Origin of the sequence: Marinobacter gudaonensis (assembly GCF_900115175.1) — a bacterium.
In the GTDB taxonomy this organism is placed as follows: domain Bacteria; phylum Pseudomonadota; class Gammaproteobacteria; order Pseudomonadales; family Oleiphilaceae; genus Marinobacter; species Marinobacter gudaonensis.
In genome coordinates this window covers 2,452,619-2,474,420 of sequence record NZ_FOYV01000001.1, presented here as the reverse complement: position 1 = coordinate 2,474,420, position 21,802 = coordinate 2,452,619, and the positions used below count along the sequence as shown (strand labels likewise).

Annotated in this window: 19 protein-coding genes; 7 read left to right on the top strand and 12 right to left on the bottom strand. The window is 60.3% G+C overall.

Annotated features, from left to right (window positions below):
- Window positions 1-46: 46 nt before the first annotated feature.
- Together BM344_RS11150 and yfbR are read right to left on the bottom strand one after the other, a co-directional pair.
- On the bottom strand, window positions 47-862 hold the full coding sequence (locus BM344_RS11150; protein WP_091989667.1) for an SDR family NAD(P)-dependent oxidoreductase: 816 nt from the start codon (window positions 860-862) through the stop codon (window positions 47-49).
- 114 nt (window positions 863-976) lie between these two features.
- Window positions 977-1,576, bottom strand: coding sequence for a 5'-deoxynucleotidase (gene yfbR / locus BM344_RS11145; protein WP_091989663.1), 600 nt, complete (start codon window positions 1,574-1,576; stop codon window positions 977-979).
- A gap of 107 nt (window positions 1,577-1,683) precedes the next feature.
- Between yfbR and BM344_RS11140 the strand changes: the two genes are divergently transcribed.
- The gene (locus BM344_RS11140; RefSeq protein ID WP_228143599.1) at window positions 1,684-2,508 is read left to right on the top strand and encodes a substrate-binding periplasmic protein; all 825 of its coding nucleotides are present in this window, start codon (window positions 1,684-1,686) and stop codon (window positions 2,506-2,508) included.
- Here the strand turns inward: BM344_RS11140 and BM344_RS11135 are convergent, their stop codons facing one another.
- Together BM344_RS11135 and BM344_RS11130 are read right to left on the bottom strand one after the other, a co-directional pair.
- Window positions 2,509-5,337 carry a DUF748 domain-containing protein gene (locus BM344_RS11135; RefSeq protein WP_091989660.1) on the bottom strand — a complete coding sequence of 943 codons (2,829 nt, stop codon included), beginning with the start codon at window positions 5,335-5,337 and terminating at the stop codon, window positions 2,509-2,511.
- A 79-nt stretch (window positions 5,338-5,416) separates the two neighbouring features.
- Window positions 5,417-6,700, bottom strand: coding sequence for an MHYT domain-containing protein (locus tag BM344_RS11130; protein ID WP_091989657.1), 1,284 nt, complete (start codon window positions 6,698-6,700; stop codon window positions 5,417-5,419).
- A 230-nt stretch (window positions 6,701-6,930) separates the two neighbouring features.
- On the opposite strand from BM344_RS11130, the gene pdxH reads away from it, so the two are divergent.
- The 5 genes from pdxH to BM344_RS11105 are packed head-to-tail and all read left to right on the top strand — an operon-like array spanning window position 6,931 to window position 9,705.
- Window positions 6,931-7,566, top strand: a complete 636-nt coding sequence (pdxH, locus tag BM344_RS11125; protein ID WP_091989654.1) for a pyridoxamine 5'-phosphate oxidase — start codon at window positions 6,931-6,933, stop codon at window positions 7,564-7,566.
- A complete protein-coding gene (locus BM344_RS11120; RefSeq protein WP_091989650.1) occupies window positions 7,535-8,290 on the top strand; it encodes a 4'-phosphopantetheinyl transferase family protein in 756 nt (251 codons plus the stop codon). The genes pdxH and BM344_RS11120 overlap by 32 nt, the downstream gene beginning before the upstream one ends.
- A 19-nt stretch (window positions 8,291-8,309) precedes the next feature.
- Window positions 8,310-8,891 (top strand): DNA-3-methyladenine glycosylase I, encoded by a 582-nt coding sequence (locus tag BM344_RS11115; RefSeq protein ID WP_091989647.1) that lies wholly within the window; start codon window positions 8,310-8,312, stop codon window positions 8,889-8,891.
- A 56-nt stretch (window positions 8,892-8,947) separates the two neighbouring features.
- On the top strand, window positions 8,948-9,253 hold the full coding sequence (locus tag BM344_RS11110) for a DUF6482 family protein (RefSeq protein ID WP_091989644.1): 306 nt from the start codon (window positions 8,948-8,950) through the stop codon (window positions 9,251-9,253).
- On the top strand, window positions 9,250-9,705 hold the full coding sequence (locus BM344_RS11105) for a DUF3429 domain-containing protein (protein ID WP_091989641.1): 456 nt from the start codon (window positions 9,250-9,252) through the stop codon (window positions 9,703-9,705). Before BM344_RS11110 ends, BM344_RS11105 begins: the two co-directional genes overlap by 4 nt.
- A 7-nt stretch (window positions 9,706-9,712) precedes the next feature.
- Here the strand turns inward: BM344_RS11105 and BM344_RS11100 are convergent, their stop codons facing one another.
- From BM344_RS11100 to BM344_RS11065, 8 genes are all read right to left on the bottom strand, one after another.
- The gene (locus tag BM344_RS11100) at window positions 9,713-10,711 is read right to left on the bottom strand and encodes a sigma-70 family RNA polymerase sigma factor (protein WP_091989638.1); all 999 of its coding nucleotides are present in this window, start codon (window positions 10,709-10,711) and stop codon (window positions 9,713-9,715) included.
- A 157-nt stretch (window positions 10,712-10,868) separates the two neighbouring features.
- Window positions 10,869-12,311, bottom strand: coding sequence for an aspartate kinase (locus tag BM344_RS11095; protein ID WP_091989635.1), 1,443 nt, complete (start codon window positions 12,309-12,311; stop codon window positions 10,869-10,871).
- A gap of 54 nt (window positions 12,312-12,365) precedes the next feature.
- Complete coding sequence (ectB, locus tag BM344_RS11090) at window positions 12,366-13,634, bottom strand: diaminobutyrate--2-oxoglutarate transaminase (protein WP_091989632.1); 1,269 nt, start codon at window positions 13,632-13,634, stop codon at window positions 12,366-12,368.
- 239 nt (window positions 13,635-13,873) lie between these two features.
- Entirely contained in the window at window positions 13,874-14,389 is a 516-nt protein-coding gene (gene ectA, locus BM344_RS11085) for a diaminobutyrate acetyltransferase (RefSeq protein ID WP_091989629.1), read from the bottom strand.
- A gap of 149 nt (window positions 14,390-14,538) precedes the next feature.
- Complete coding sequence (locus BM344_RS11080) at window positions 14,539-15,489, bottom strand: metallophosphoesterase family protein (protein WP_091989626.1); 951 nt, start codon at window positions 15,487-15,489, stop codon at window positions 14,539-14,541.
- A 3-nt stretch (window positions 15,490-15,492) separates the two neighbouring features.
- Window positions 15,493-16,896 carry a sodium:solute symporter family transporter gene (locus BM344_RS11075; protein ID WP_091989623.1) on the bottom strand — a complete coding sequence of 468 codons (1,404 nt, stop codon included), beginning with the start codon at window positions 16,894-16,896 and terminating at the stop codon, window positions 15,493-15,495.
- Window positions 16,897-17,344: 448 nt separating this feature from the next.
- Entirely contained in the window at window positions 17,345-18,316 is a 972-nt protein-coding gene (locus tag BM344_RS11070; protein WP_091989619.1) for a radical SAM protein, read from the bottom strand.
- Between the two features lie 79 nt (window positions 18,317-18,395).
- Entirely contained in the window at window positions 18,396-20,591 is a 2,196-nt protein-coding gene (locus tag BM344_RS11065; protein WP_091989617.1) for an FAD-dependent oxidoreductase, read from the bottom strand.
- 415 nt (window positions 20,592-21,006) lie between these two features.
- On the opposite strand from BM344_RS11065, the gene BM344_RS11060 reads away from it, so the two are divergent.
- Window positions 21,007-21,792 carry an HpcH/HpaI aldolase family protein gene (locus BM344_RS11060; protein ID WP_167363233.1) on the top strand — a complete coding sequence of 262 codons (786 nt, stop codon included), beginning with the start codon at window positions 21,007-21,009 and terminating at the stop codon, window positions 21,790-21,792.
- Window positions 21,793-21,802 lie beyond the last annotated feature (10 nt).

Sequence of the window (21,802 nt, the reverse complement as noted above, 5' to 3'; positions counted from 1 at the left end):
CAGGAGAGGCCAATGTCCGGGCCACTCCTGCCGTGTGATTCAAGTGTTATACGTACAGGTTCTTGCGGGAGAAGCGCTCCACCAGGGGCTGGTAGGCGGCGCCCAGAAGGCGATTAATGGCCTCGATGCCCCAGGCGTCCGGCCCTACAAGAATGCGGGATTCGTCCTTCAAAATGCCCTTCACGATGGTTTCCGCGGCCTTTTCCGGCGTGGTCATGGCAAGCTTGTCAAACCCCTTGCGCTGGGCCTCTGCGTTTTCAGACTTGCCCATGCGCGCGGCGTTGGCGATGTTGGTGCGGATGCCGCCCGGGTGCACGCAGCTGACCGCCACCGGCTGGTTTTCCAGTTTCATTTCCTGACGCAGGGATTCAGTAAAGCCGCGAACCGCGAATTTCGCGGCGTTGTAGGCGCTCTGCTTGGGTACGCCAATCAGGCCGAACACACTGGAAATATTCACTACGTGGCCGTCGCCGGAGGCAATCAGGTGAGGCAGAAAAGCGCGGGTGCCGTGGGCCACGCCCCAGAAGTCGATATCCATCACCCATTGGAAATCCTCATCGGTCATTTCCCGCACCGAGGCCGACAACGCCACGCCAGCATTGTTGATGATGAGATTGACCTGCCCGAAGTCGCTGGCAACCTGCTCGGCATGGGCGTATATGGCGTCGCGGTCCGCCACGTCCAGACGGTAGGTTTTTACCTCGACGCCCTTGAGGCTGCTGGCTGTCTCGGCGAGACCGGGTTCGTTCACATCGGAGAGCGCCAGGCGGCAGCCGCGCGCGGCAAGCGCCTGGGCCAGGGCCCGGCCGATACCGGAGCCGGCACCGGTCACTACAGCAACTTTGTCCTTCAGGTTCTTCATGTCACAGGCCTCTTGTTATCTGCTCTGTCAATTAAAGCAGATACTCTAACAGTTGGCTGTGAACCGGATATGGCTCTCGGGCGCGCCCGCACCGGGCGCTCCGGCCACCCACGGTCAGGACTCGCCGAGCAGATTATCAAGGGGTTGATCGTAACTCGGGGCAAACACCCGGAGAAAATAATCCACCTCAGGCAGCTCGTCTTCCTCAAGGCGGCGGCGAATCTGCGAGGCGGCCGGTCCGAACTCCTGGTTGCCGGCCCGAATCTCGGCCTGGCATTTAAGCCAAGCGGACAGGCGGTCGGCCGCCTTGATCAATTCCTTTTCCGCCGCCGGCAATCCGGATTCCCGCACATAGGGCGCAAAATCCTCCCGGAGATCCTCCGGCAACAGGGCCAGCAGTTCGCCCGCCGCCTTGTGCTCGATGTCGCCGAATGCCTCGCGCATTACCCGGGAGTGGTACTTGACCGGCGTTGGCATGTCACCGGTGATCACTTCGGTGGCATCGTGATACAGGGCGGCGGCGGCAATGCGATCAGCGTTTACCTGGCCCCCGAAATGCCGGTTACGGATCAGTGCCAGGGCGTGGGCCAGGGTGGCCACTTCCCAGGAGTGAGTGGCCACGTTTTCCTCAATGGCATTGCGCATCAGGCCCCAGCGCTTTATCCAGCGCAGGCGGGATACGTAGGCAAAAAAATGGCTGGCAGCTGTGCCCATAGTCACTGTTCCTGTTTTACAGAAGTTCATGATCTTTTGCTTCAGGTGGTCAAAACGCCCGTGGTATCCTGAACGAGTATTCAATTACTACATAACCGGTGAAAACGGTGCCCGCTCGAGACATTGCCCGGACGATTCTGTTCACACTGTTTGCCATCCTGCTGCCGGCAATAACACAGGCATCAGCGCATCAGACCACGATCACCCTTGGCGTCTACCATTTCCCCCCCATTGCCAGCGTGGGCCAGAACGGCGAAGCGGAGGGTCTGCTGGGCGATCTTCTGAAGGCTCTTGAACAGACCCACCCCGGTCTGTCCTTCCAGATTGTTCATACCTCGCCCAAGCGCCGCCACCTGGATTTTGACGCTGGCCTCTACGACGTGATCTTTTTCGAAAGCCCCCAATGGGGCTGGTCGGAAAGACCCGTTGATGTCACCGCTCCGATCCTTGAGGACGAGGAACTGTACGTCGCCCTGAACACGCGGGGCCGGGATGCCTCCTTTTTCGAGAACCTTCACCAGCGCAACATTGTCGCCATCTCAGGCTACCACTACCGCCTGACCGGCTACGAGACAGACACTGCGGTGCTGGAGGAGCAGTTCAGCATTGAATTTTCCGACAGCCACAGCCGCAACCTGAAGCTGATCATGGCTGACCGGCCTTCGGTGGCGGAAATTGCCATCGTGAGCGAGTCTTACCTGCAGCGATATCTTTCTGAGCATCCGGGTGACCGGCCAAAACTGCTGATCGCCGACGATCCGGATCAGCGCTATCAGCTCAGTATCATCGTCCGGAAGAACGCCGTTACCACGGCCGATGACTTTCTGCGTCTGCTGGCCCCGCTGGTGCTTAGCGGGCAGTACCAGCGTCTGGTTGAAAAATGGAACCTGGCCGCACCAACGGGCCTGGCGGAAGGCCTCACCGAGCGCTGATCACCGAACATCCAGCGTGAATGCCACCACGACATTCCCGCTGCTGCCGAGCTCTGCGGTGCGGGCAGGATCCAGGAGAAACAGCTGGTCTGCCGGCACGCCGTGGGTCTCCCGCAGCAGCTTGCGAATGGCAACACCCCGGGCTGACGCCAGGTTGCTCAACGCCTCCGGCGCCAGGGACCGCTCGCCGGCAAGATAAGCCTCCCGCGCCGCCTGCCAGGTTTCATCGGAAAGCGTCTTGGCACCTCCGTTGGTCAGTTCTTCGCGAAGCAACGCCAGGCCGTCGGTCTCGGGGGCCACGCTGCCACGGATATTGAGAAGCAGGTCGGGACGTTCCAGCAGCGCATCAGCCAATGCGGCAAGCTTTTCTGCCTCGCCCTCTGCCAGTCGGACACTGCCCGGTTCAAACGCCACCTTGCCAAGCTCCTCGCCACTCAGGCCCGCCAGCTCGGCGATGGAGCCCAGCATGCTGAACGGTGAGGCGGCCACCTTGGCCAGAAGATTGACAAACGCCCGCATGACCACCTTGCCGACACTGAAATCCGGATTGGCCAGATCACCGCTTATGGGCAGGTCCACTTCGATCACCCCCTTGCGATCCCGCAGAAGGGCCAGACCGAGCTTGACCGGCGCGTTGACCGCCTGATCACTGGGTACCGCTGAGCCCAGCTCCAGTTGGTCCATCACCACGAGGTTGGAAGCGTCGATGCGGGTGCCGGCAACTTCGTAATCAAGGTTCAGGTCCAGTTGGCCACTGTCGACACCGTAGCCGAGGTAGCGGCCAAAATAAGGGGACAGCACTGGCAGGGACAGATTGTCGATCAGCAGTTTCAGATCACTGACATCCTCAGTGCCCAGGGTACCGATGGTGCCCTGGAAATCGAGGTCGGCCACGCCACCAACCCGACCGCGCATGGATACCTTACCCTGTTGCGGCGAGATGTTGCTCAACCCGGTTACGGTTCCACTCAGGGATTCGAAACGGGTCGTAAACGCTGGCTGCAGGGTGCGGTCGGTGTAGGCCAGCTCTCCGTCCTCGAGCAGCAATTCACTGATCCGGAAAATGAATTCTGGCTCTTCGCCAGACGCCTGCGAGGCCCCGTCCGCCGGCCCGCCATCGCTCTTCGGGCCGGATTTACGGGCGATGCGCTCCACGTTGTGGACGCTGTCGGCGTTGCGAACCAGGTTGAAGAAGGGTTCAACCAGGGTCACCGTGCCGATTTCCAGCCGGGCCGGGTGCACGTTGTACTCGATTGGGGCCAGACGCAGGGTTTGCCAGGCCATTAACGGCTCCGGCGTCCCGGGTAGTTTCAGATCAAGCCCGGCCACCTCGGCGGTGCCGCTGAAGGTGCCGGTGAGCGGGTCCTGCTGGCCATCCAGATCGAGATTGCCATCCACAGAGAGGGTACCACTGGTAACGGCGAGGTTGGCGCCTTCGCGAAGGTAGGGCTCGAAAGCCGCGAGCGTCACTCCCGAGCCGGCAATCGCCGCTTCCAGGGTGAAGGGCGCCGGTGTCACCTGGCCTGTCAGAGACAGTTGCCCGCCACTGGCCAGAGTGCCTTTCAGCTCGTAGGTCACCGGCTCATCCAGCTGGTGGCTGATGCGCCCGGTCGACAGCGCGAGTGACGCCAGCTCAATCTCTGCCTCGGTTTCGGGCACTCTGTCCTGCCACAGCACCCGACCATTGGCGACGGACACGCCGGCCAGAGACCACCGGAAGGGTTCACCCTCCGATGGAGTTTCTTCGGCAGTGTCGGCGCCGCCGGTATCGCCCTCTTCGGTGAACGGCGTCAGCCAGTCAATCTGCCCTTCCGGCCCCCGGGCCAGCGCAACATCCAGATCCTCCAGCGCTACCTGACCCACCCGGAACTCACGGGCATTGAGATCAAACGTTATTCCATCAACCGTGAGCGCACCGTTGCTCAGACGCGCCTCTTCGGCCTCCGGGCTCGGGGCAACGGCGAGGTCTTTGAGAGTCAGCTCGCCGTTGCTGGTTTCCAGCCGGAACACCTCCCCGGCCTGTATCGCGTAGTCAGAGCTCAGGCTCACGCTCCCGCCCCGCAAATCGTAGGGCAACCAGGGCGCCAGGAAGTGCGCGAGGGTCTGGTGATCCACCGCGGAAATCCGTACAGAGCCGGTGGAATACAGCGGAGCGACACTCAGATCGCCCTGCCATTCAATGACCTGGCTGCCCAAAGCTGCCTGCAGTGAATAATCGCTGTCCTCGCCCTCCCGTCGCCAGGTGGCCAGATCGTTGAGGGTCAGGTCGAGCGGGGTGATCCGGAATTCCGCCATTTGCGGCTGGGTGAAGTCCCGGAACAGGAGCTCGCCGCCATTGACATCAATGCCGCCGAAGTAGAGTCGAGGCGGATCCCCGGCTTCAGCCTCTGGCTGCGACTTCGCCGCATCTGCAGGCTCAGGATTGGCCCGCTGCCAGTCCCGGGCAAAATTGATGTTGTAATCCTCCAGCAGGTCGAGCCGGATGAAGGGTTCCTCAAGGGCAATCTTCTCGAAGCCTACGATTCCCCGCACCAGCTGGAAAAAATTCAGGTCGACGAGCAGGCGGTCGAAACCCAGCACCTGTTCTCCGCCACTGTCAGCAGCGGACAGCGCGCCAGCTTCGACGGTAAGGGTGAAGGGATTGGTTCGAATATCGCCAACCTCAGCCTGCCAGCCCATTCGCTGCTCAAGCTGATCCGGCAAGGTTCGTTCCAGCCACCAGGGCAGCAACAGGAAACCGGCGAGGGCATAGAGAACGAGGACGGCCAGCAATGCGACCAGCAGATTCCGGGATTTGTGACTGGGTTGACGGCTCCGGGCCACGGACATCTCCTTGTAAACAAAGGGCAACGGCGAGCTTTTCGCCCGCCGTCCTGATCACAAGTGTAGTCGGGCTGAAGAAGGCTTGTCAGCTAAACTGCTGTTGATTGGGCAACACCAGCTCTGGATCAGCTGCCATGTTGTCAAATCTTCCAATATCAGACAGGTCGCGAGGAACCATAGCCGCCTTGATCAGTTTGCGTGTAGAGTTTCCGGTCACCGGAAAGGCCGACTGACCTACCCGCCAGGCGATCGGCACGGCGTCGGTACCGATCAGTTTGTCCAGCTGCCGCAAGCGTTTGTACATGAACTTATGGCGCGCATCTTCATGATCCAGCACCACGATAAAGAAAGTGCCGGCAGCGTAGCGAGCAAGAATTGCGTCGTCAGAAAGCTGTTCCCGCAGGGATGCGCTGACCTCCGACACCACTGACTTCAGGGAAGCGTCTCCCATCTGATTGGATAATTCCCGAAAATTGGCAATATCGAGATGTATCAGCGCGAAAGGATGTTTGCGAGCGTCCTTTCTGGCCAGAATATCAAGCAATGTCTGTTCGAGACCGGAGCGGTTCGGCAAACCTGTGACCGAATCAATAAAGGCAAGTTCGGCCACTCGCTGTTCCTCCTGCTCCCGTGCCTCTTCGCGTTTGCGCTGCTGTTTGACGTCGAGGGCCGTTACACCGAGCGCCGAGGCCAACAGCGCGGTGCAGAAGATCGCAAGCGGGACGCCCATCCAGTCACCTCGCAAGAGGTTGTCGGCGGCCGGTACCGCGCCTTCCGGAAAAGTCATCGCCATCATTCCGCTGTAGTGCATTCCGCAGATGGCTGTGGCCATCACCAGAGCCGCGACGAATTGCAGGAACAGAGCCTGCTGACCTTCGGCCTTCTGCACGACCCGACAGATGGCTAGCGCGCCGGCGGACGCGCCCAAAGCGATGGCCACCGAAACGGCCAGAAAACCGGTGTGGAATACCGGAGGTGCGGACATCTGCAGCGCGTACATACCCAGGTAATGCATGACCACAATACTGGCACCCATGGCAACCGTAGCACCGGCAAACAGGCCTGCGCCAAGACGATCTCGACCTATCATATGCAGTGCCACACCCGACGCCACAACCGCCGCCAGCCAGGATACCGCAGTCAAGCCCGCATCGAAGGCGAGCGGGACGTTGGAGGGCATGGCGCGCATGCCAACGAAGTGCATGCTCCAGATGCCTGTCCCCATCAGCAGGGCGCCGGCACCAAGCCAGCGCCAGCGAGCGTCGTCACCTGAGCGATTGAGACGTGCGCCAAAAAACAGGGCCGCGTACGCGGCCATCACCGCAACCACAAACGAGGCGGCTATCAACAATGGATCGTAGTTATTCATCGTCACTTGAACCCTTTTACTGAGAATTTTCGGAGGCCAGAAGCCCGCTCACTTCTCATGGAGCTCCTTGGGTGACGGTAAATACGTATGAAAAAGGGACAGGAGGCTTTCGATTTGTTGTGATTCTGTAAACCGGCACGACAGAAAGCTCGCTGACAGCCAGGCCTGAACCCGATATGCTTCCACCACGTAAAACCCGTGTCGTTTCCGCGCGAGTATGAGGACGGTATATGGATATCGGCGATATGCGTCGAGATTTCGAAAGCGAAGGCCTGGATCGTGAATCACTGGATGACAACCCCATCCGGCAGTTTGAGCAATGGTTCGGCGATGCCAGAGAGGCCGGGATTCTCGAGCCCAATGCCATGTCCCTGGCGACCACTGGCCACGATGGTATGCCGGATCTGAGAACCGTACTGTTGAAGTATTTTGATGACAGCGGTTTTGTCTTCTACACCAATTACGGCAGCCGCAAGGCCAAAGAACTGGCGGAAAACCCGCGGGCAGCGCTGCTGTTTCCATGGATCGGTTTGAACCGGCAGGTGCGCATCCAGGGCACGGTGGAGAAAGTGAGCAAAACCGAGTCCCTTCGCTACTTTGCCTCACGCCCCAGGGGCAGCCAGATTGGCGCCTGGGTGTCCGAGCAGAGCCAGGTGATCAACTCTCGGGGACTGCTCGAACAGAAGGTGGCCGAAATCAAACGCAAGTTCGGTGATGGTGACGTGCCGCTGCCCAGTTTCTGGGGTGGTTACCGCGTGGTGCCTGAGCGCATCGAATTCTGGCAGGGCAGACCCAGCCGACTCCATGATCGATTCGAGTACGTTAAGGACAGTGATGGCTGGCTCATCCAACGACTTCAGCCCTGAGCACAAGCCCTCGGTCTGGCTCTGCCACCAGACGGAGGGTGTCGAGGAGCCCGAGCCGCCCTGGCTCACCGACTATGAGCGTGCCACCGTCAGCAAGTTCAGCGGGCCGCGACGCCGGGAATATCTCTCGAGCCGGTGGCTGATTCGCCAGGCCATTGCCGGGGCGTCGGGCCAGAGTCCGTCCGGCTGTCGGCCCGTGGACGGGCGCCCGGTGGCTTCCGGCGAGCCCGGGGGCTGGCACCTATCGCTCAGCCACAGCCACGGACTGTCCGCCTGCGCCACCCTGGCCGGTTCGCCCGTCGGTCTTGATCTGGAGCCCTGCCAGCGTCATCCTCAGTGGCACAAAGTGGCCCGCCGCTGGTTTTCGGCGGTGGAACAGGAGTGGCTGTTCCGGGAAGACGATGCCAACAGCTTTCTGAAGGTCTGGACATTGAAAGAAGCCTGGCTGAAAGCCACCGGCCGGGGTATCGCCGGCAACCTGCAAACCCTGGAAGTGCGCAGGAACTTCGAGATGTATGGCGATCGCCTGGAAGAGGACTGGCAGGCCTCCTGCTGCTACATTGAAGGGTTCCTGGTCACCGTTGTGTTCCGGGGTTCCCGGCCGCTCTGGCCGGACTTTTCCCTGCTGGAACCGCCGCCTCCGGCCTTTGCTCTGGTGCAAGCAGACACCCTCGAAAGCTCCTGGGAGCCCTTGTTCCAGCGGACCATTCGCCCCAAACGCTGACCCCGTGGGAGGACTAGACATGGCAGATGCCGGCCGCTGCCCCTGGTGTGGCAACGATCCACTGTACGTGCACTACCACGATACCGTTTGGGGACGCCCCGAGCACGACGACCTGGCGCTGTTCGAAAAGCTGTGCCTCGACGGCCAGCAGGCGGGCCTGAGCTGGATCACCATTCTTCGCAAACAGGATTCCTATCGGGCGGCCTATGCCCATTTCGATCCCGAAAAGATTGCCCGGTTCGATGACGCAAAGGTGGACGAGCTGATGCAGGATCCGGGCATCATCCGCAACCGCCTGAAGGTTCACTCCGTCATCAAGAATGCACGAGCCTACCTTGCCCTGCGGGAACAAGGCATTGGTTTCAGCGAGTTCCTGTGGTCATTCGTAGACCATCAGCCGGTCCAGAACCACTGGCAGTCCCTGGAGGAAGTCCCGGTCGCCACCGACGCCTCCGAGGCCATGTCGCGGGCGCTGAAAAAGGCCGGGTTCACCTTTGTCGGGCCGGTGATTGTCTATGCCTTCATGCAGGCGACCGGCATGGTGAATGATCATCTGGTGCAATGCCCCCAACATCGGGCCTGTTATTTACTGAGTCAATGATCTCAATAGCCAAGGGGGTCGTACGTTCAGGTGAGCAATAAATCCTGGAGAACATCGTGCGTATCACTCTCGACCAGCTCCGAAGCCTTCAAAACCCGGTTATCGACCTGCTTGAGATATTGTCCCTCGAAGGTCAGCATTACATGGCCCGTCTAAGCCTGGACGGTGAGCTGTTTCTTCTTTCAGACAGACAGGGCACAACCAGTCTGTTCCGAAGTGCCTGGCAGATCCAGGACACACTGGCCTCGTTTACCGTCCGGGAAACACAGGTCGTGCACCCATCCGCCTACCATGAAATGGTGGGCATGGAACCGGCGGCGATTGAGCCCTTGCGAATCCGGGTGCAGAGGCAGAAAACGTGATTTCCGTTTCCAGACTTGCCATTCTCGTTGGCCTCGCCGGTCTTGTTCCCTTTCTTGCGGGCATCTTCGGTCTTTTCCTCGCACCCCAGCACAGCGTGGCATTACTGGGGTACTTCTACCTTTACAGCGCAGGAATTCTGGCCTTCATGGCAGGGGTCTACTGGCCCATCGCCATGCAACTGGACAACTGTTCCTATCCGTTGTCCCCGCTTATTACCATGCTGCTAAGCCAGGTGTTTTTCGTCTCTGCGGGCATCGGGCTTTTACTGCCGGTCACCGGACAGATCGTGCTGTACACAGTCGCCTATCTGGGACTGTATCTGGTGGATGCGCGCTGGATGCGAATCTACTGGCCGCAGTGGTACCTTCGTCTCCGGCTGTTGCTGACTTCGGTCGTACTGGTGTGCCAGGTGATCGCGGCGGCCTGGTTCCTGCTGTTACACGGCGCCTGACCACCGGTCAGGCGCCGAGAGCGTCCTCGGGGTTGTCATACCGGCTCTGCAACTTTCGCAGTGCCGTTTTCTCAATCTGCCTGACCCGTTCCCTGCTGATCCCCAGGTCATCGGAAATCACCTGAAGCGTCTCCGGTTCGGGTAATCCCAGGCCATAGCGGCGCGAGAGAATGTCTTTTTCCCGATCGCTCAGCTCACTCAACATCGAACTGAGGGTACGTCGGCGATCACGGTCCTTCATGGGATGGTCCGGCGCCACTGCATCGCCGGCATCCAGGCTGTCGGCGAGCGTAACTGAGCCGTCCTCCACCAGAGGCACATCCGTGGACACTTCCCGCGTGGCCAGGGCCCTGAGTTCACCAATGCGAGACGGGGTCGCTTCCATTTCCCGGGCCAGCTCGGTTTGTGAGGGGGTTCTGCCCAGGCTCTGATGGAGTCGCAACGACACCTTCTGCATCTGGCGAATCTCATCCACCACGTTCTCCGGTGTATGCACCAGGCGGGTGCCGCGCTGCAAACAGCGCTTCACTTCCTCGCTGATCCACCAGTAGGCGTAGGTGGAAAACCGGAAACCCTTGGTCGGGTCAAATCTCTCCACCGCCTTGATCAGGCCCACGTTCGCGTCCTGGATCAGGTCCGACATGGGTATGCCGTGCTGGCCGTAGCGACGGGCAATGTGCACCGCCAGACGCAGATTGCTCTGGATCAGCTTGCGGCGACAGGCGGTGGCCAGATGGAAGGCCCGGCGACATCGGGATGAAAACGCACAGGCGTCCCCAAGGCTGCCAATCACCTCCCGGAAGGTCTGCGGCGTCTCTGGCGGCAGGGCAAGGTCGGCGCTGATGATCTGGTAGCAGCGAGTGAGTTTGCGGGAGAGGCGGCGTTCGGCCTCGTCCGTCAGCAGTTCATACCGGGACGCATCCCTGAAGTACAGCCCCACCAGGGAATCCCTTTCACCGTCGTTGGGCGTTGTCGGAGACGGTCCCAGCCTGTCGATATTAGGCATGGCCAAGGTACCGGTCAGAAAATGTACCAGAAGGTACGAGCGGTGGGTGCCGATGGATTTACCGGCAGGGGATCCGTAGAAACGCTCAGGAAACGAGAGAAACGCGAAGCGGCGCCAGGGCGCCGCTTCGGTTATCGGGTTTCGGCAGGGGTGCCGATCAGGCGGCCACGATGGCGTATTCGTGATTGTGGGGCTCGATCAGGACACCGTGCAGGGCCACAATGGCCTTCTCATAGTTGTCCTCGTCCACCACAAACTGGATGTCCACCTGACGCATGCACTGGTGCAGGGCCAGTACGCTGATTTCCTCGTCAGCCAGGGCCTTGACCGAGCGGGCCAGGATGCCCGGCACTTTCATATCGCTGCCAATGGCTGACACCACCGCCACCTTGCGGGTGCTGATCTCGGCGTTGGGGAACTCTTCCTTCAACGCCTTGACAACACGCTTGACGTGCTTGAGGGTACTGCCCACGTAGTGGGTGATGGTATTGGCGTTGGTGTCCTTGGACAGGAAACGCACCTTGAAGCGGGCCAGCACGTCCAGGATCCGGCGATCAGACCCGGGCTCACCCTGCATGTCCTGGTCGAACACTTCCACTGCAAACACGCCCTTGGCCCCGGCAATGATCTCCACCTGGGGCTTTTCACTGACGTAATCGCCAGTGATCAGGGTGCCGGTGTGCTCTGGCTCGAAGGTGTTCATGACCCGCAGCGGAATTTCGTTCTGGCGCATACCCTTGCCGGCGCGGGGGTGAATCGCCTCCATGCCGAGGTTGGCCAGCTGGTCGGCCACGTCGTAGTTGGTGCGACCGAGCGGCACCACCTTGTCTGCACCCACGATGTTGGGGTCGGCGGAGCTCAGGTGGTATTCCTTGTGAATGATCGCTTCCCGGGCGTTGGTGATCACTGCCACCCGGCTGAAGGTCATCTCACTGTAGCCCCGGTCGAAAGTGCGCATCAGGCCTTCCTTGCACTGGGCATAGCCGGTCACGATCGGCAGCTCCCGGGACAGATCCACCGCGTCGAAGGCCTGCTTGAGCTTTTCGTCCAGCGGCAGCAGCTCGTTGTCGCGCCAGCCGGTCAGGTCCACAAACCGGGCGTTGACGCCCTCCTGCTGGAGCTTGAGGGCCGTATTGAAGGCGCTGTGGGCTTCGCCGATACCGGCGAGCATTTCGCGCACGGTGAGCAGGTGTTCCTCGAGCTGGAACTGGCCATAGGAGCACAGGCGCTGAAGGTCTATGAGACAGCCGCGAACACCTTCGATACGGTCGGTGATGAACTGGTCCGCCTGCTGCTTGAGCATCGGGTCCTCGAACAGCTCACCGTTGATGTCGGTCAGGAACTTGACCAGCTTGGTGAGGTCGTCGCCCCAGGCCCAATCCGATTCCGAATCGGCAAACAGGGCGTAGACACCGGGCTCTCCGGTCTTCTTGTGCTCCAGCAGTTCGTTGGTGACACCACCGTAGGCGGACACCACGAAAATGCGCTGGTACAGGTCGTCTTTCTTGCGATTCCCGATGATGATGTTATCGCGGACGGCCTCGTAGTTACTCATCGACGTACCGCCGATTTTTTCAACGGTATGTTGTTGGCTAGTCATAGGTTTGCCTTTGCTATCCTGCAGCATGAATGTCCAGCGGAGGGACAGCGGGCCTCACGAGGCCTCGCTGAGCCCCTCCTGCATGATTTCGTCGACACTTTGCGCCAGCAGGGCAGCCCCTTTCTTCAGGTCTTCCTCGCTGGTCGTCAGCGGCATCAGGCACTTGATGACTTCATCATTCGGACCACTGGTCTCGATGATCAGGCCGTGCTCGAAGGCACGCTTGGTAATCGGGCCTGTAATGTCCGCGTGGGTTGCTTCGATACCACGCATCAAACCGCGCCCCTTCATTTTGAACTGACCCGGGTACTTGTCGCAAATTGCCTGCAGGGCGTCGCCCAGCACCTTGGTCTTGGCCTTCACTTCGTTGGCGAAGGCGTCGTCTTTCCAGTAGGTTTCCACGGCGGTACGGGCGGTAATGAAGGCCATGTTGTTGCCGCGGAAGGTACCGTTGTGCTCGCCCGGATCCCACACATCCAGCTCCGGACGGAACAGCACCAGCGCCATGGGCAGGCCGTAGCCGCTCAGGGACTTGGACACGGTGACAATGTCCGGCTTGATCCCGGCAAACTCAAAGCTGAAGAACTCGCCAGTACGACCGTTGCCGGCCTGGATGTCGTCGAGGATCAGCAGAATATCGTGTTTCTTGCACAGCTCGGACAGGCCCTTGAGCCACTCGGCGCGACAGGCATTCAGGCCGCCCTCGCCCTGGACCGCCTCAACGATCACGGCGGCCGGCAGCTCGAAACCGGAAGAGCCGTCGCTCAGCAGCTTGTCCATGATCTCCAGGGTGTCCACGTCCTCACCCAGGTAGCCGTCGTAGAACATGAAATCGACGTTGCCCAGCGGTGTACCCACACCACCACGGTGGTGTTTGTTACCGGTGGTGGCCACCGCGCCCATGGTGACGCCGTGGAAGCCGTTGGTGAAGGAGATAATGCCATTACGACCCTTTACCTTGCGGGCCAGCTTGAGTGCGGCTTCCACACAGTTGGTGCCGGTGGGGCCGGTGAACTGCATTTTGTAATCCAGACCACGCGGTTCAAGGATGTACTTCTTGTACGACTCCATGAAGTCGTGCTTGGCCTTGGTGAACATGTCCAGGCCCTGGCTCACGCCGTCGGCCTCAATGTATTCCAGCAGGGCTTTCTTCAGAATGTCGTTGTTGTGGCCATAGTTCAGGGAACCAGCCCCGGCGAGGAAATCCAGGTATTCCTTACCGTCCTCGGTGTACAGGTGCGCGTTCTTGGCACGGTTGAAAATCACCGGGAAGGCACGGCTGTACACGCGTACTTCGGATTCAGTCGACTTGAAAATTTCCATGATCTTGCCTCTTAGCATGTCAGGTTCGAGGTAGGTGCGTGGCGGCCTGTCACAGTCATACGGTGTCGGTGTCGATCAGGCCCACCGCGCGTTGATTGAAGCCGTCTGGCAGGCCTACCTCAGTAGCCTGCCGGCTGGTTCAGATAACTATTTCCGATAACAGCTCGGTTCAGATAACCACTCGGTCACAACGTTTCGCTAACAACGTCTGGTAAAACGCCAGCACAGCGAAAGGCGTCTCAGACTGGCTTGGTGAAGGGCCCGATGCGGAGCAGGAATTCAGAGTCGTGCTCGCCGCCGAAGTGAGTGCCTTTCTCGAAGTGCTCGTGGTAGGTGAGCTCGGCACCCATATCACGGGCAAACGACCGGAACAGCGCCCAGGAGGCTTCGTTGTCCTCGGTGATGGTCGTTTCCATGTGGGTCACGCCCTTGCAGGCGTCACGGCCAACGATCGCTTTCAGCATGCGCTTGGCAAGGCCTTCTCCACGACCTTTCTCGTGGACGGCCACCTGCCAGACAAACACGGTATCGGGCTGTTGGGGAGGAATGTATCCGGAGATAAAGCCGACCAGGTCGCCGTCCTTCTCCGCGGCCACGCCAGTTTCGGCAAAGTGGCTGCACTGCAACAGGTTGCAGTAAATCGAGTTGGGGTCGAGCGGCGGGCATTCCGCCACCAGCTGGTGAAGCCTGAAGCCATCGTCCTTCACCGGTTTGCGAAGCGTGATGGCGGTTGTATTCGATCCTTCTGTTGTCATGGCGAGTTCAATTCGTGGCAAAAAGTTAGTGTTGAATTATATAGACCACAAAATATATTTCAAGTGAGCCGGAAATCGCGCCCACGACAGGGCGCTGGCCCCTTTTCTCAGAATAGACCGATTAACTTCATTCGCCAGTGACAGTCTGGTTAATTTGTCGACGAGAAGACAATATCATCCGGCACCAGGGAGGTGCCGTGAACGAGCCGGTTACGGTAGGAAACGGCCGCCGGCGAACCCGCAGGCCAGAGCCGATCGAATTCAGGGAGCCACTGCTCGAGGCGATAATCCACTGGCATCAGCGACACATGAAGCCCTCCCTGCTCGGCACCGGCAACCGGCTCGGTGACAGGGCTGGTGATGGCAATGCGGGTGATCAGCCCTCGCGAATCAGCGCGCAGGTTGCCCATGCCGGCCGAGCCATTATTGACCACCAGGCGGGCCCGCTCATCCACGCGGCCCGTCCAGAGCACAGGCAGGCAGGTGTGGGTGGAGGCGATGACATCGGCACCGGTTGCCCGGAACCAGTCCGAGAGTCTCTCCCCGCTGCCAGAAGCAAAAGCTTCGTGAGCCAGGCCCCAGCCGGCCAGGGACTCCGGATCACCGTGCACCACCAAAACCTTTAGGCCTCCAAATATCAGGCAGCGATAGCGCGGCAACAACGACAAACGCCGCTGGATATCCGGATGCTCACAGGCCACCGCCTGCAAACGCTCCATGATCCGGTTGGAGCGCTCTACCACCCCGTGATCGACAAAATCCGGATAGGCGCAACCACAGCCGGCACCAGCGCTGGGCAGGGCCAGTTCGTAATCGACATTGCCCAGACTGACCAGATGGTCCAGCACCCGGTTGTTGATCGACCGGAACAGACTGTCACTGGCGTTGAACCAGTTGAAATCGCCGTTAAACACCAGCTTCACCCGATGTCCCCGACGCTCCTCGGCCAGCGCCATCTGCTCGATCTCATCCAGGGCCCAGGGATTACCATAGAGACCGCCGATAATATAGAGCACGTCCTCCGATACCGTCTGGGGCTCCTGGCACAGGGCCTCAGGTGAGTAACGGTACGCCAGCGGACAGCTGCGGCCCTCGGTCATGGCTCAGGCCTCGCCAGCCGCCAGCGAGCGACCGACCAGCCGGCGCAGCACCAGCGGGACAAAGAAACCCGCGGTGCAGATCAGGAAGCCGTAGGCGTTCACGCCCAGCAACATGGCGTACTTACCATCGCCAATGGCCCAGCTTGCCGGAATCAGCCCGACCGCCAGCAACACGCCCAGCCCCAGACCAGTCCAGAAGCTCAGGTGGAAGCTCCAGGGCGACCACCGGGTGAATCCGTAAAACAGGAACACCGGCGCCAGCCCTATCACCATGGTGCCGGAGATGGTCGTGGCCTTCAGGATATCAGTGCCGGCGAACATGGGCAGGTTGCCCAGGAACGCGAAGATCACCATCACCACCGCGCCCACACGCATGCTGGGCAGCTTGTCCGATGCGCGGCGGGCCAGCCTTGGAAGATCCACTGCCAGGGACTTGGCCAGGGAGGTAAAGGTGGAATCCAGGGTGGAGCCGGCTGAAGTCATCATCACCACGCTCATGAAGAACAGCGCCGCCAGCCCCAGGGACTGCCCCACGGCCGCGGGCGCGTTGCCCATGGCATCGATGCCGTTAAGCCGGGCATGCACGCCCACCAGGCTGAAGACAAACACCGCCACAAAGCCCAGCAGTCCGGCCACCACAAAGCTCTTGAGCATGGTTTTTTCCTTGTTCACGAAGCCCCGGTCGGTGAGCACCGGATCATGAAACGGATAGCTGAACAATTGCAGCAAGGCTACCAGCAACAGATCAAAGCCGGCATTGAGCCGGAACTCGCCGTTGGTCAGCAGGGCGCTGGTGTCGTTGGCGGGAATGATCAGGAACAGCACCGCACCCACGAAGAACACGAACACAAACGCCTGGATCACATCGGTGAAGATCGATGACCGCAGCCCGCCTTTCAGGCTGTAGGCGAGAGTGAACACGGTAAACAGCATCGCCGCCGCGTAGTACTCCCATTCGCCGGGCAACCCGAAATAGCCACCCACCACAGCGGTGTTGCTCCAGACCTCGTTGTACAGCCGGATCAGGATGGCCGCGGCAAATGCCAACGCCGCCAGCCGCCCGAACCGGGAGGTGAGAAAGTCCTGCAGGCTGCGGGCGCCGGTCTGGGTCCGGATCAGGTAAATGATGTAGCCGGCCACCGGAATCGACAGCCAGTAACTGGCATACGCCAGCCCACCGACCACCCCATAGGCCGCCCCCAGGTTGGCGGCGTTGGTCACCGATTTGGCGAAAATCCAGCTGATAAAGATACTCGCCGTGAGTGACCACTGACCTACCGGATTGCCCTGATCGTCCGCGCCCTTGTAAAACGAATTCGCGTTCTTGCTCTTGGGCGACAGCGCGTACATCACCACGCCGTAGACCAGCAGAAATCCCCAGAACAGGGTGGCCTCTGTGAAGTTCATGTTTTCTTACCTTGTTCTTTGTCGTTTAGTCCGGGGCTTTTCCCGGGGTTTCTGGCTTGGGTGCCTTTCGGGTCAGGCCGGATGGGGTTTCAAAAAAACGCCCGTGAACCCATCCATGGGGGGCTTGGTCGCGCCATCCCTGGCGCTCCACATTTTTTGAAACCCCATCCCGCCTGCCCCTTGTTCAACCTAAGTTTTGGCTTCCCCGGCAGAGGAGCAAGACATCAGCCATCCCTTTGGCTCGCTTAATCACTCTTCTGATTTCGTATTTCTTTCCCACTCAGCAACCGAATAGCAAAGTCCTATCCGCGGTCTGGGGGGTGACGTTATTTTCCCGCCAGGAAAAAGATGTCTGAGCGAAGCAAGTTGTTTTTCCCAAGGGAAAATAACGTCACCCCCCAGGCCGCCAATGACCAGCCACCAGTCCTGAAACAACGAACACCCAGACCTAAACAGGTGCCGAACAACTGGCCCCAAACCGATAACAGGAAAAACACCGGTGGTGCCGCAACATAATCCGCTCATCCATGCTCTCGGCCAGCGTCCCACCCAGGTCGTACTGCGGGTCATCGTCCACCAGCGTGCAGGCATACACCCGCACCTGATCGCCCTTCTTCACCAACATCCGCGTATAGGTGCACATGAAGTGGGCCCGGGATTCACGGGTGGGGTACTTCTCCATGCACGTCTCGGTGATCTCCGGGCTGCCGTCTTCCGAGCCCGGGGTACCCAGGTCCGGGAAGGCCGTGAACGCCAGATTCTCCGGAATGCCCCGTTCCCGGAAGATCTCACGGAAGGCGGCTTCCACCTCGGACGGAATCTCCTCCGGGTCGGTCTGGCGGGCGACGGACACCTTGAAACCCTGCTCGATCAGCCAGCGGATGCCCTCGAGGGCTTCGTCAAAACTGCCTTCGCCCCGGTCCTTGTCGTGCCGGGCGCGATCGGGGAAATCCAGGCTGACGCGGAAATGGATCGGGTAGGGGTTGTCCAGCAATGGCAACACCTGGTGTTGGCGCTTGTGTAACGGTTCGGTGGCGTTGGTCAGCACGAAGCAGGGCCGATGCTGGCTGGCGTAGTCCAGGATGTTGACGAAATCCCGGATCACGAACGGCTCACCGCCGGTGAAGGAAAACTGCTCCACGCCCATCTCCAGGGCTTCGTGAATAAACGGTTTTACGTCGCTCAGTTTCATGCCCGGAATGCGGCCGTCGCCCGGGTGAGAGCCCTCGAGGCAGAAGGGACAGGCCAGGTTGCAGGCGGTGCCGGTGTGGATCCAGAGTTCCTTGAGCCGGTCGGCGTCGATGTAGCCGCGGGGGTCGCCGTTGCGGGTATGGGTCCAGCTGTCGCGGGCCCTGGGCTCCAGGATCTCCACAGCCGGAATGCGATTTTTTCGGGCCGCTCTGGCTTCGGTTACGGGCATGACTGCTCCTCAATACTTCAATGTTCAGGGACCACAGATAGGGGCAGGACCCAAAGGGTTCACGCCCCAAACCATTCCATCAGCCGGTGGTCACGTCGTTGTGCTTCAGGGGCTGCCGTCCTTCCTTGCCCCGGCGCCAGCCGTGGAGTTTCTCCAGCAGCTTCAGGACGCCTTCAGGCGCATGGGCCCGTTTCCATTCACCGGCCGCGTACTTCGCCGACTCGTTCCAGGTCGGGTAGGGGTGAATGGTGCCCAGGATCTTGTTCAGGCCCAGGCCATGCTTCATGGCCAGGGTAAACTCGGCGAGGATTTCCCCGGCATGGGCGCCCACCACCACAGCGCCCAGGATCTTGTCCTTGCCCGGCGGAGTCAGCACCTTGATGAATCCGTGGTCCTCGCTTTCGGCGATGGCCCGGTCCAGATCGTCCAGCCCATACCGGGTCACTTCGTAGGCCACCCCCTGGGCCTTAGCTTCGGCCTCACTGAGCCCCACCCGGGCCACTTCCGGTGAGGTGAACGTCACCCAGGGCATCACCCGGTAGTCGACCCGGAAGCGCTTGAACTGGCCGAACAACCCGTTTACTGCCGCGTACCAGGCCTGGTGCGAGGCCGCGTGGGTAAACTGGTAGGGCCCGGCCACATCGCCGCAGGCAAACACGTTCGGATAACGCAGGCTCATGTCCTCTTCCACCGGCACAGTGCCGTTGGGCAGGGTGTCCACGCCGATGCGCTCCAGATTCAGGCCGGCGGTATTGGCCGCTCGGCCCACGGCCACCAGCACCTCGTCGAAGGGAATTCGCACCCGCTCACCCTCGTGCTCGCAATAGGCCACCTTCTCGCCTTCCTCAATACGGAACTCGGCCGCGGAATGTTTCAACCGGACATCAATGCCGTCTGACTGGAACTGCTTCAACACCAGGTCAGAAACGTCGGTATCCTCTTTGGCCAACAGGCGATCACCCATCTCCACCTGTGTCACCTTGCTGCCAAGACGGGCAAAGGCATGGGCCAGCTCGGAGCCGATCGGGCCGCCGCCCAGCACCAGCAGGCGCTCCGGTTGCTCTTCCAGATGCCAGAGGTTGTCCGAGGTCAGCGGCTCCATGTCCTTCAGGCCGGGAATGGGCGGCACCGCCGGCTTGCCGCCCGTGGCCACCACAATGCTACGGGCAGTGAGCCGTTCGGTGCGGCCATCGTTATGGCGCACTTCCAGCTCCCAGGGCGACACGAAGCTGGCTTCGCCGGCAATGCAGTCCACGCCCAGCTTGCGGTAGCGCTCCGGCGAATCGTGGGGCTCCACTTTCGCGATCACCTCCTTGACCCGGCTCATGATGTTTTTGAAAGAGCCTTTCACCGGCACCGACTCCAGCCCGTAGCGGTTGGCGTGGCGCAGGGTGTCCGCTGCTTTGGCACTGCGGATCAGAGCCTTGGAAGGCACGCAGCCGGTGTTGAGACAGTCACCGCCCATTTTGTCCTTCTCGATCAGTGCCACCTTGGCCTTCACGGCCGCGGCGATGTACGCAGAAACCAGACCGGCCGAACCACCGCCGATCACCAGCAGGTTGTAATCAAAGTGCGCGGGCTTTTGCCAACCGGCGTATACCTTGCGGCGGCGAAGGAAGCCCACGACAAACTTGGCAATCAGCGGGAACAGACCCAACAGGGCAAAGGACAGCAGCAGATCCGCCGAGACGATGTCACCGGTGGACTCGATCTGGCCCAGTTGCGTGCCAGCGTTCACATACACAAAGGTACCCGGCAGCATCGCCGCCCAGCTGACCAGCGCGTAGGTGCGCAGCTTCATGGCCGTCAGGCCCATAGCCAGGTTGATCAGGAAGAAGGGGAACACCGGTACCAGGCGCAGGGTGGCCAGGTAGAACGCGCCGTCCTTTTCGATGCCCCGGTCCATTTTGGCGACAGTCTGACTGTAGCGCTTGCGCAGCGTGTCCCGCATCAGGAACCGGGCCACCAGAAATGCCAGGGACGCCCCGATGGTTGAGGCCACCGAAACCGCGGCCAGTCCGTACAGGTTCCCGAAAAAGGCGCCACCGGCGAGGGTCATGATGGCAGCTCCGGGCAGGGACAGCGCAGTTACCACCACATAGATAGCCACAAAACCCAGCACCGCCAGCCCCAGGTTCTGATCGATCCACTGACCGATGGCCTGCTGATTGGCCTTCAGGTTGTCGAGCGTCAGAAGCTCGGTACCGCCGGCGGCGACGAATCCGGTGACAACCGCCGCAATTACGGCGATCAGGATCCATTTCTTGAACGTCATGCAAAGGTCCTTTCTGATTCAGATCCACGGGCGAAATGACACCCGACCGCAGGGGCTTTACAGCACAGCCCTGCCGTGCGTATCCAGGCGATATTGCAGTTGTACGTCAGGTAATCCGCCATTGTGTCAACGAATGCTCATGAATATCTAACATTTCGGTTACACCCACCGTGTTCACAGCCGACACGTCGCTTTTCGGCAGCCTGAAAGACACATTCCCATTCTTGAACAATCGCTCACTAAAAGAAACAGCGATAGCCGATATTGCCAGCGTCTTTACCTACTTTTTGAGCCCGACAACGCCCTGGGAAACAACGGGCGCTGATACATGGAGCGCAGGGCTACGGTTGTCAGAAAATGCAAAATGATATCTAATGTTGTTGATAATCATTCTCGTTCATCAGGATTGCCGCCAATGCTGACCAATAACCGCACGCGCCAATTGATCACCGATGGCTTACCCGCCTTTGGACTACTGAACGCAGTACCAACGCCCTGGATGATCGAGATGATCGGCCATGCCGGCTATGACTTTGTCATCCTGGATACGGAACACATGTCCACCAATCCAGAGTCCCTGGAACACATGATTCGCGCCGCCGAGTGCGCCTCCGTCACCCCTCTGGTGCGAGTGCCAGGGGTTGATCGTGCTGCGATTACCCGGGCTCTGGACAGTGGTGCTCAGGGAATTGTTGTTCCCCGTATCCGTAATGCCGAAGAGGCGCGCGACGTTGTTCAGATGGCGCGGTACGCGCCTGCGGGGCAACGTGGAATTACCGGCGGCAGGACAACAGGTTTCGGAACCCTCCCGCTGAAAGACTACCTCAGGCAGGCCAACCAGGAAGTCCTCATTGTGCTCATGATTGAAGACCAGGAAGGCATCGACAACCGTGAAGCCATCCTGGGTGTTCCCGGTGTTGACTGGGTGCTTCCGGGAGCGGTTGATCTGTCGCAATCACTCGGCTGCCCTGGTGACCCGTTCCATTCGTCTGTCAATCACGCCATCGCGGAACTGGCAGCGAGTTGCCGCGGGCGTTCTGTGGAATTTTGCGCCTTGCCACGAAGTCCTGACCAATTGACGGAATGGCAGGAGTGGGGAGCAAGAGCCTTTCTCCTGGGAGAAGACCGCAGTCTGCTCTTTAAATACCTCAAGTCTCACCTTGCGACCTGCCGTGCCGAGTCGAGCCCGCCGTCTCCCTGAGGCGGCCATT

Coding starts and splice junctions, on each gene's coding strand:
- BM344_RS11150 (WP_091989667.1), bottom strand. CDS start 862: ATGAAGAACCTGAAGGACAAAGTTGCTGTAGTGACCGGTGCCGGCTCC.
- yfbR (WP_091989663.1), bottom strand. CDS start 1,576: ATGGGCACAGCTGCCAGCCATTTTTTTGCCTACGTATCCCGCCTGCGC.
- BM344_RS11135 (WP_091989660.1), bottom strand. CDS start 5,337: ATGTCCGTGGCCCGGAGCCGTCAACCCAGTCACAAATCCCGGAATCTG.
- BM344_RS11130 (WP_091989657.1), bottom strand. CDS start 6,700: ATGAATAACTACGATCCATTGTTGATAGCCGCCTCGTTTGTGGTTGCG.
- pdxH (WP_091989654.1), top strand. CDS start 6,931: ATGGATATCGGCGATATGCGTCGAGATTTCGAAAGCGAAGGCCTGGAT.
- BM344_RS11120 (WP_091989650.1), top strand. CDS start 7,535: ATGGCTGGCTCATCCAACGACTTCAGCCCTGAGCACAAGCCCTCGGTC.
- BM344_RS11115 (WP_091989647.1), top strand. CDS start 8,310: ATGGCAGATGCCGGCCGCTGCCCCTGGTGTGGCAACGATCCACTGTAC.
- BM344_RS11100 (WP_091989638.1), bottom strand. CDS start 10,711: ATGCCTAATATCGACAGGCTGGGACCGTCTCCGACAACGCCCAACGAC.
- BM344_RS11095 (WP_091989635.1), bottom strand. CDS start 12,311: ATGACTAGCCAACAACATACCGTTGAAAAAATCGGCGGTACGTCGATG.
- ectB (WP_091989632.1), bottom strand. CDS start 13,634: ATGGAAATTTTCAAGTCGACTGAATCCGAAGTACGCGTGTACAGCCGT.
- ectA (WP_091989629.1), bottom strand. CDS start 14,389: ATGACAACAGAAGGATCGAATACAACCGCCATCACGCTTCGCAAACCG.
- BM344_RS11080 (WP_091989626.1), bottom strand. CDS start 15,489: ATGACCGAGGGCCGCAGCTGTCCGCTGGCGTACCGTTACTCACCTGAG.
- BM344_RS11075 (WP_091989623.1), bottom strand. CDS start 16,896: ATGAACTTCACAGAGGCCACCCTGTTCTGGGGATTTCTGCTGGTCTAC.
- BM344_RS11070 (WP_091989619.1), bottom strand. CDS start 18,316: ATGCCCGTAACCGAAGCCAGAGCGGCCCGAAAAAATCGCATTCCGGCT.
- BM344_RS11065 (WP_091989617.1), bottom strand. CDS start 20,591: ATGACGTTCAAGAAATGGATCCTGATCGCCGTAATTGCGGCGGTTGTC.
- BM344_RS11060 (WP_167363233.1), top strand. CDS start 21,007: ATGCTGACCAATAACCGCACGCGCCAATTGATCACCGATGGCTTACCC.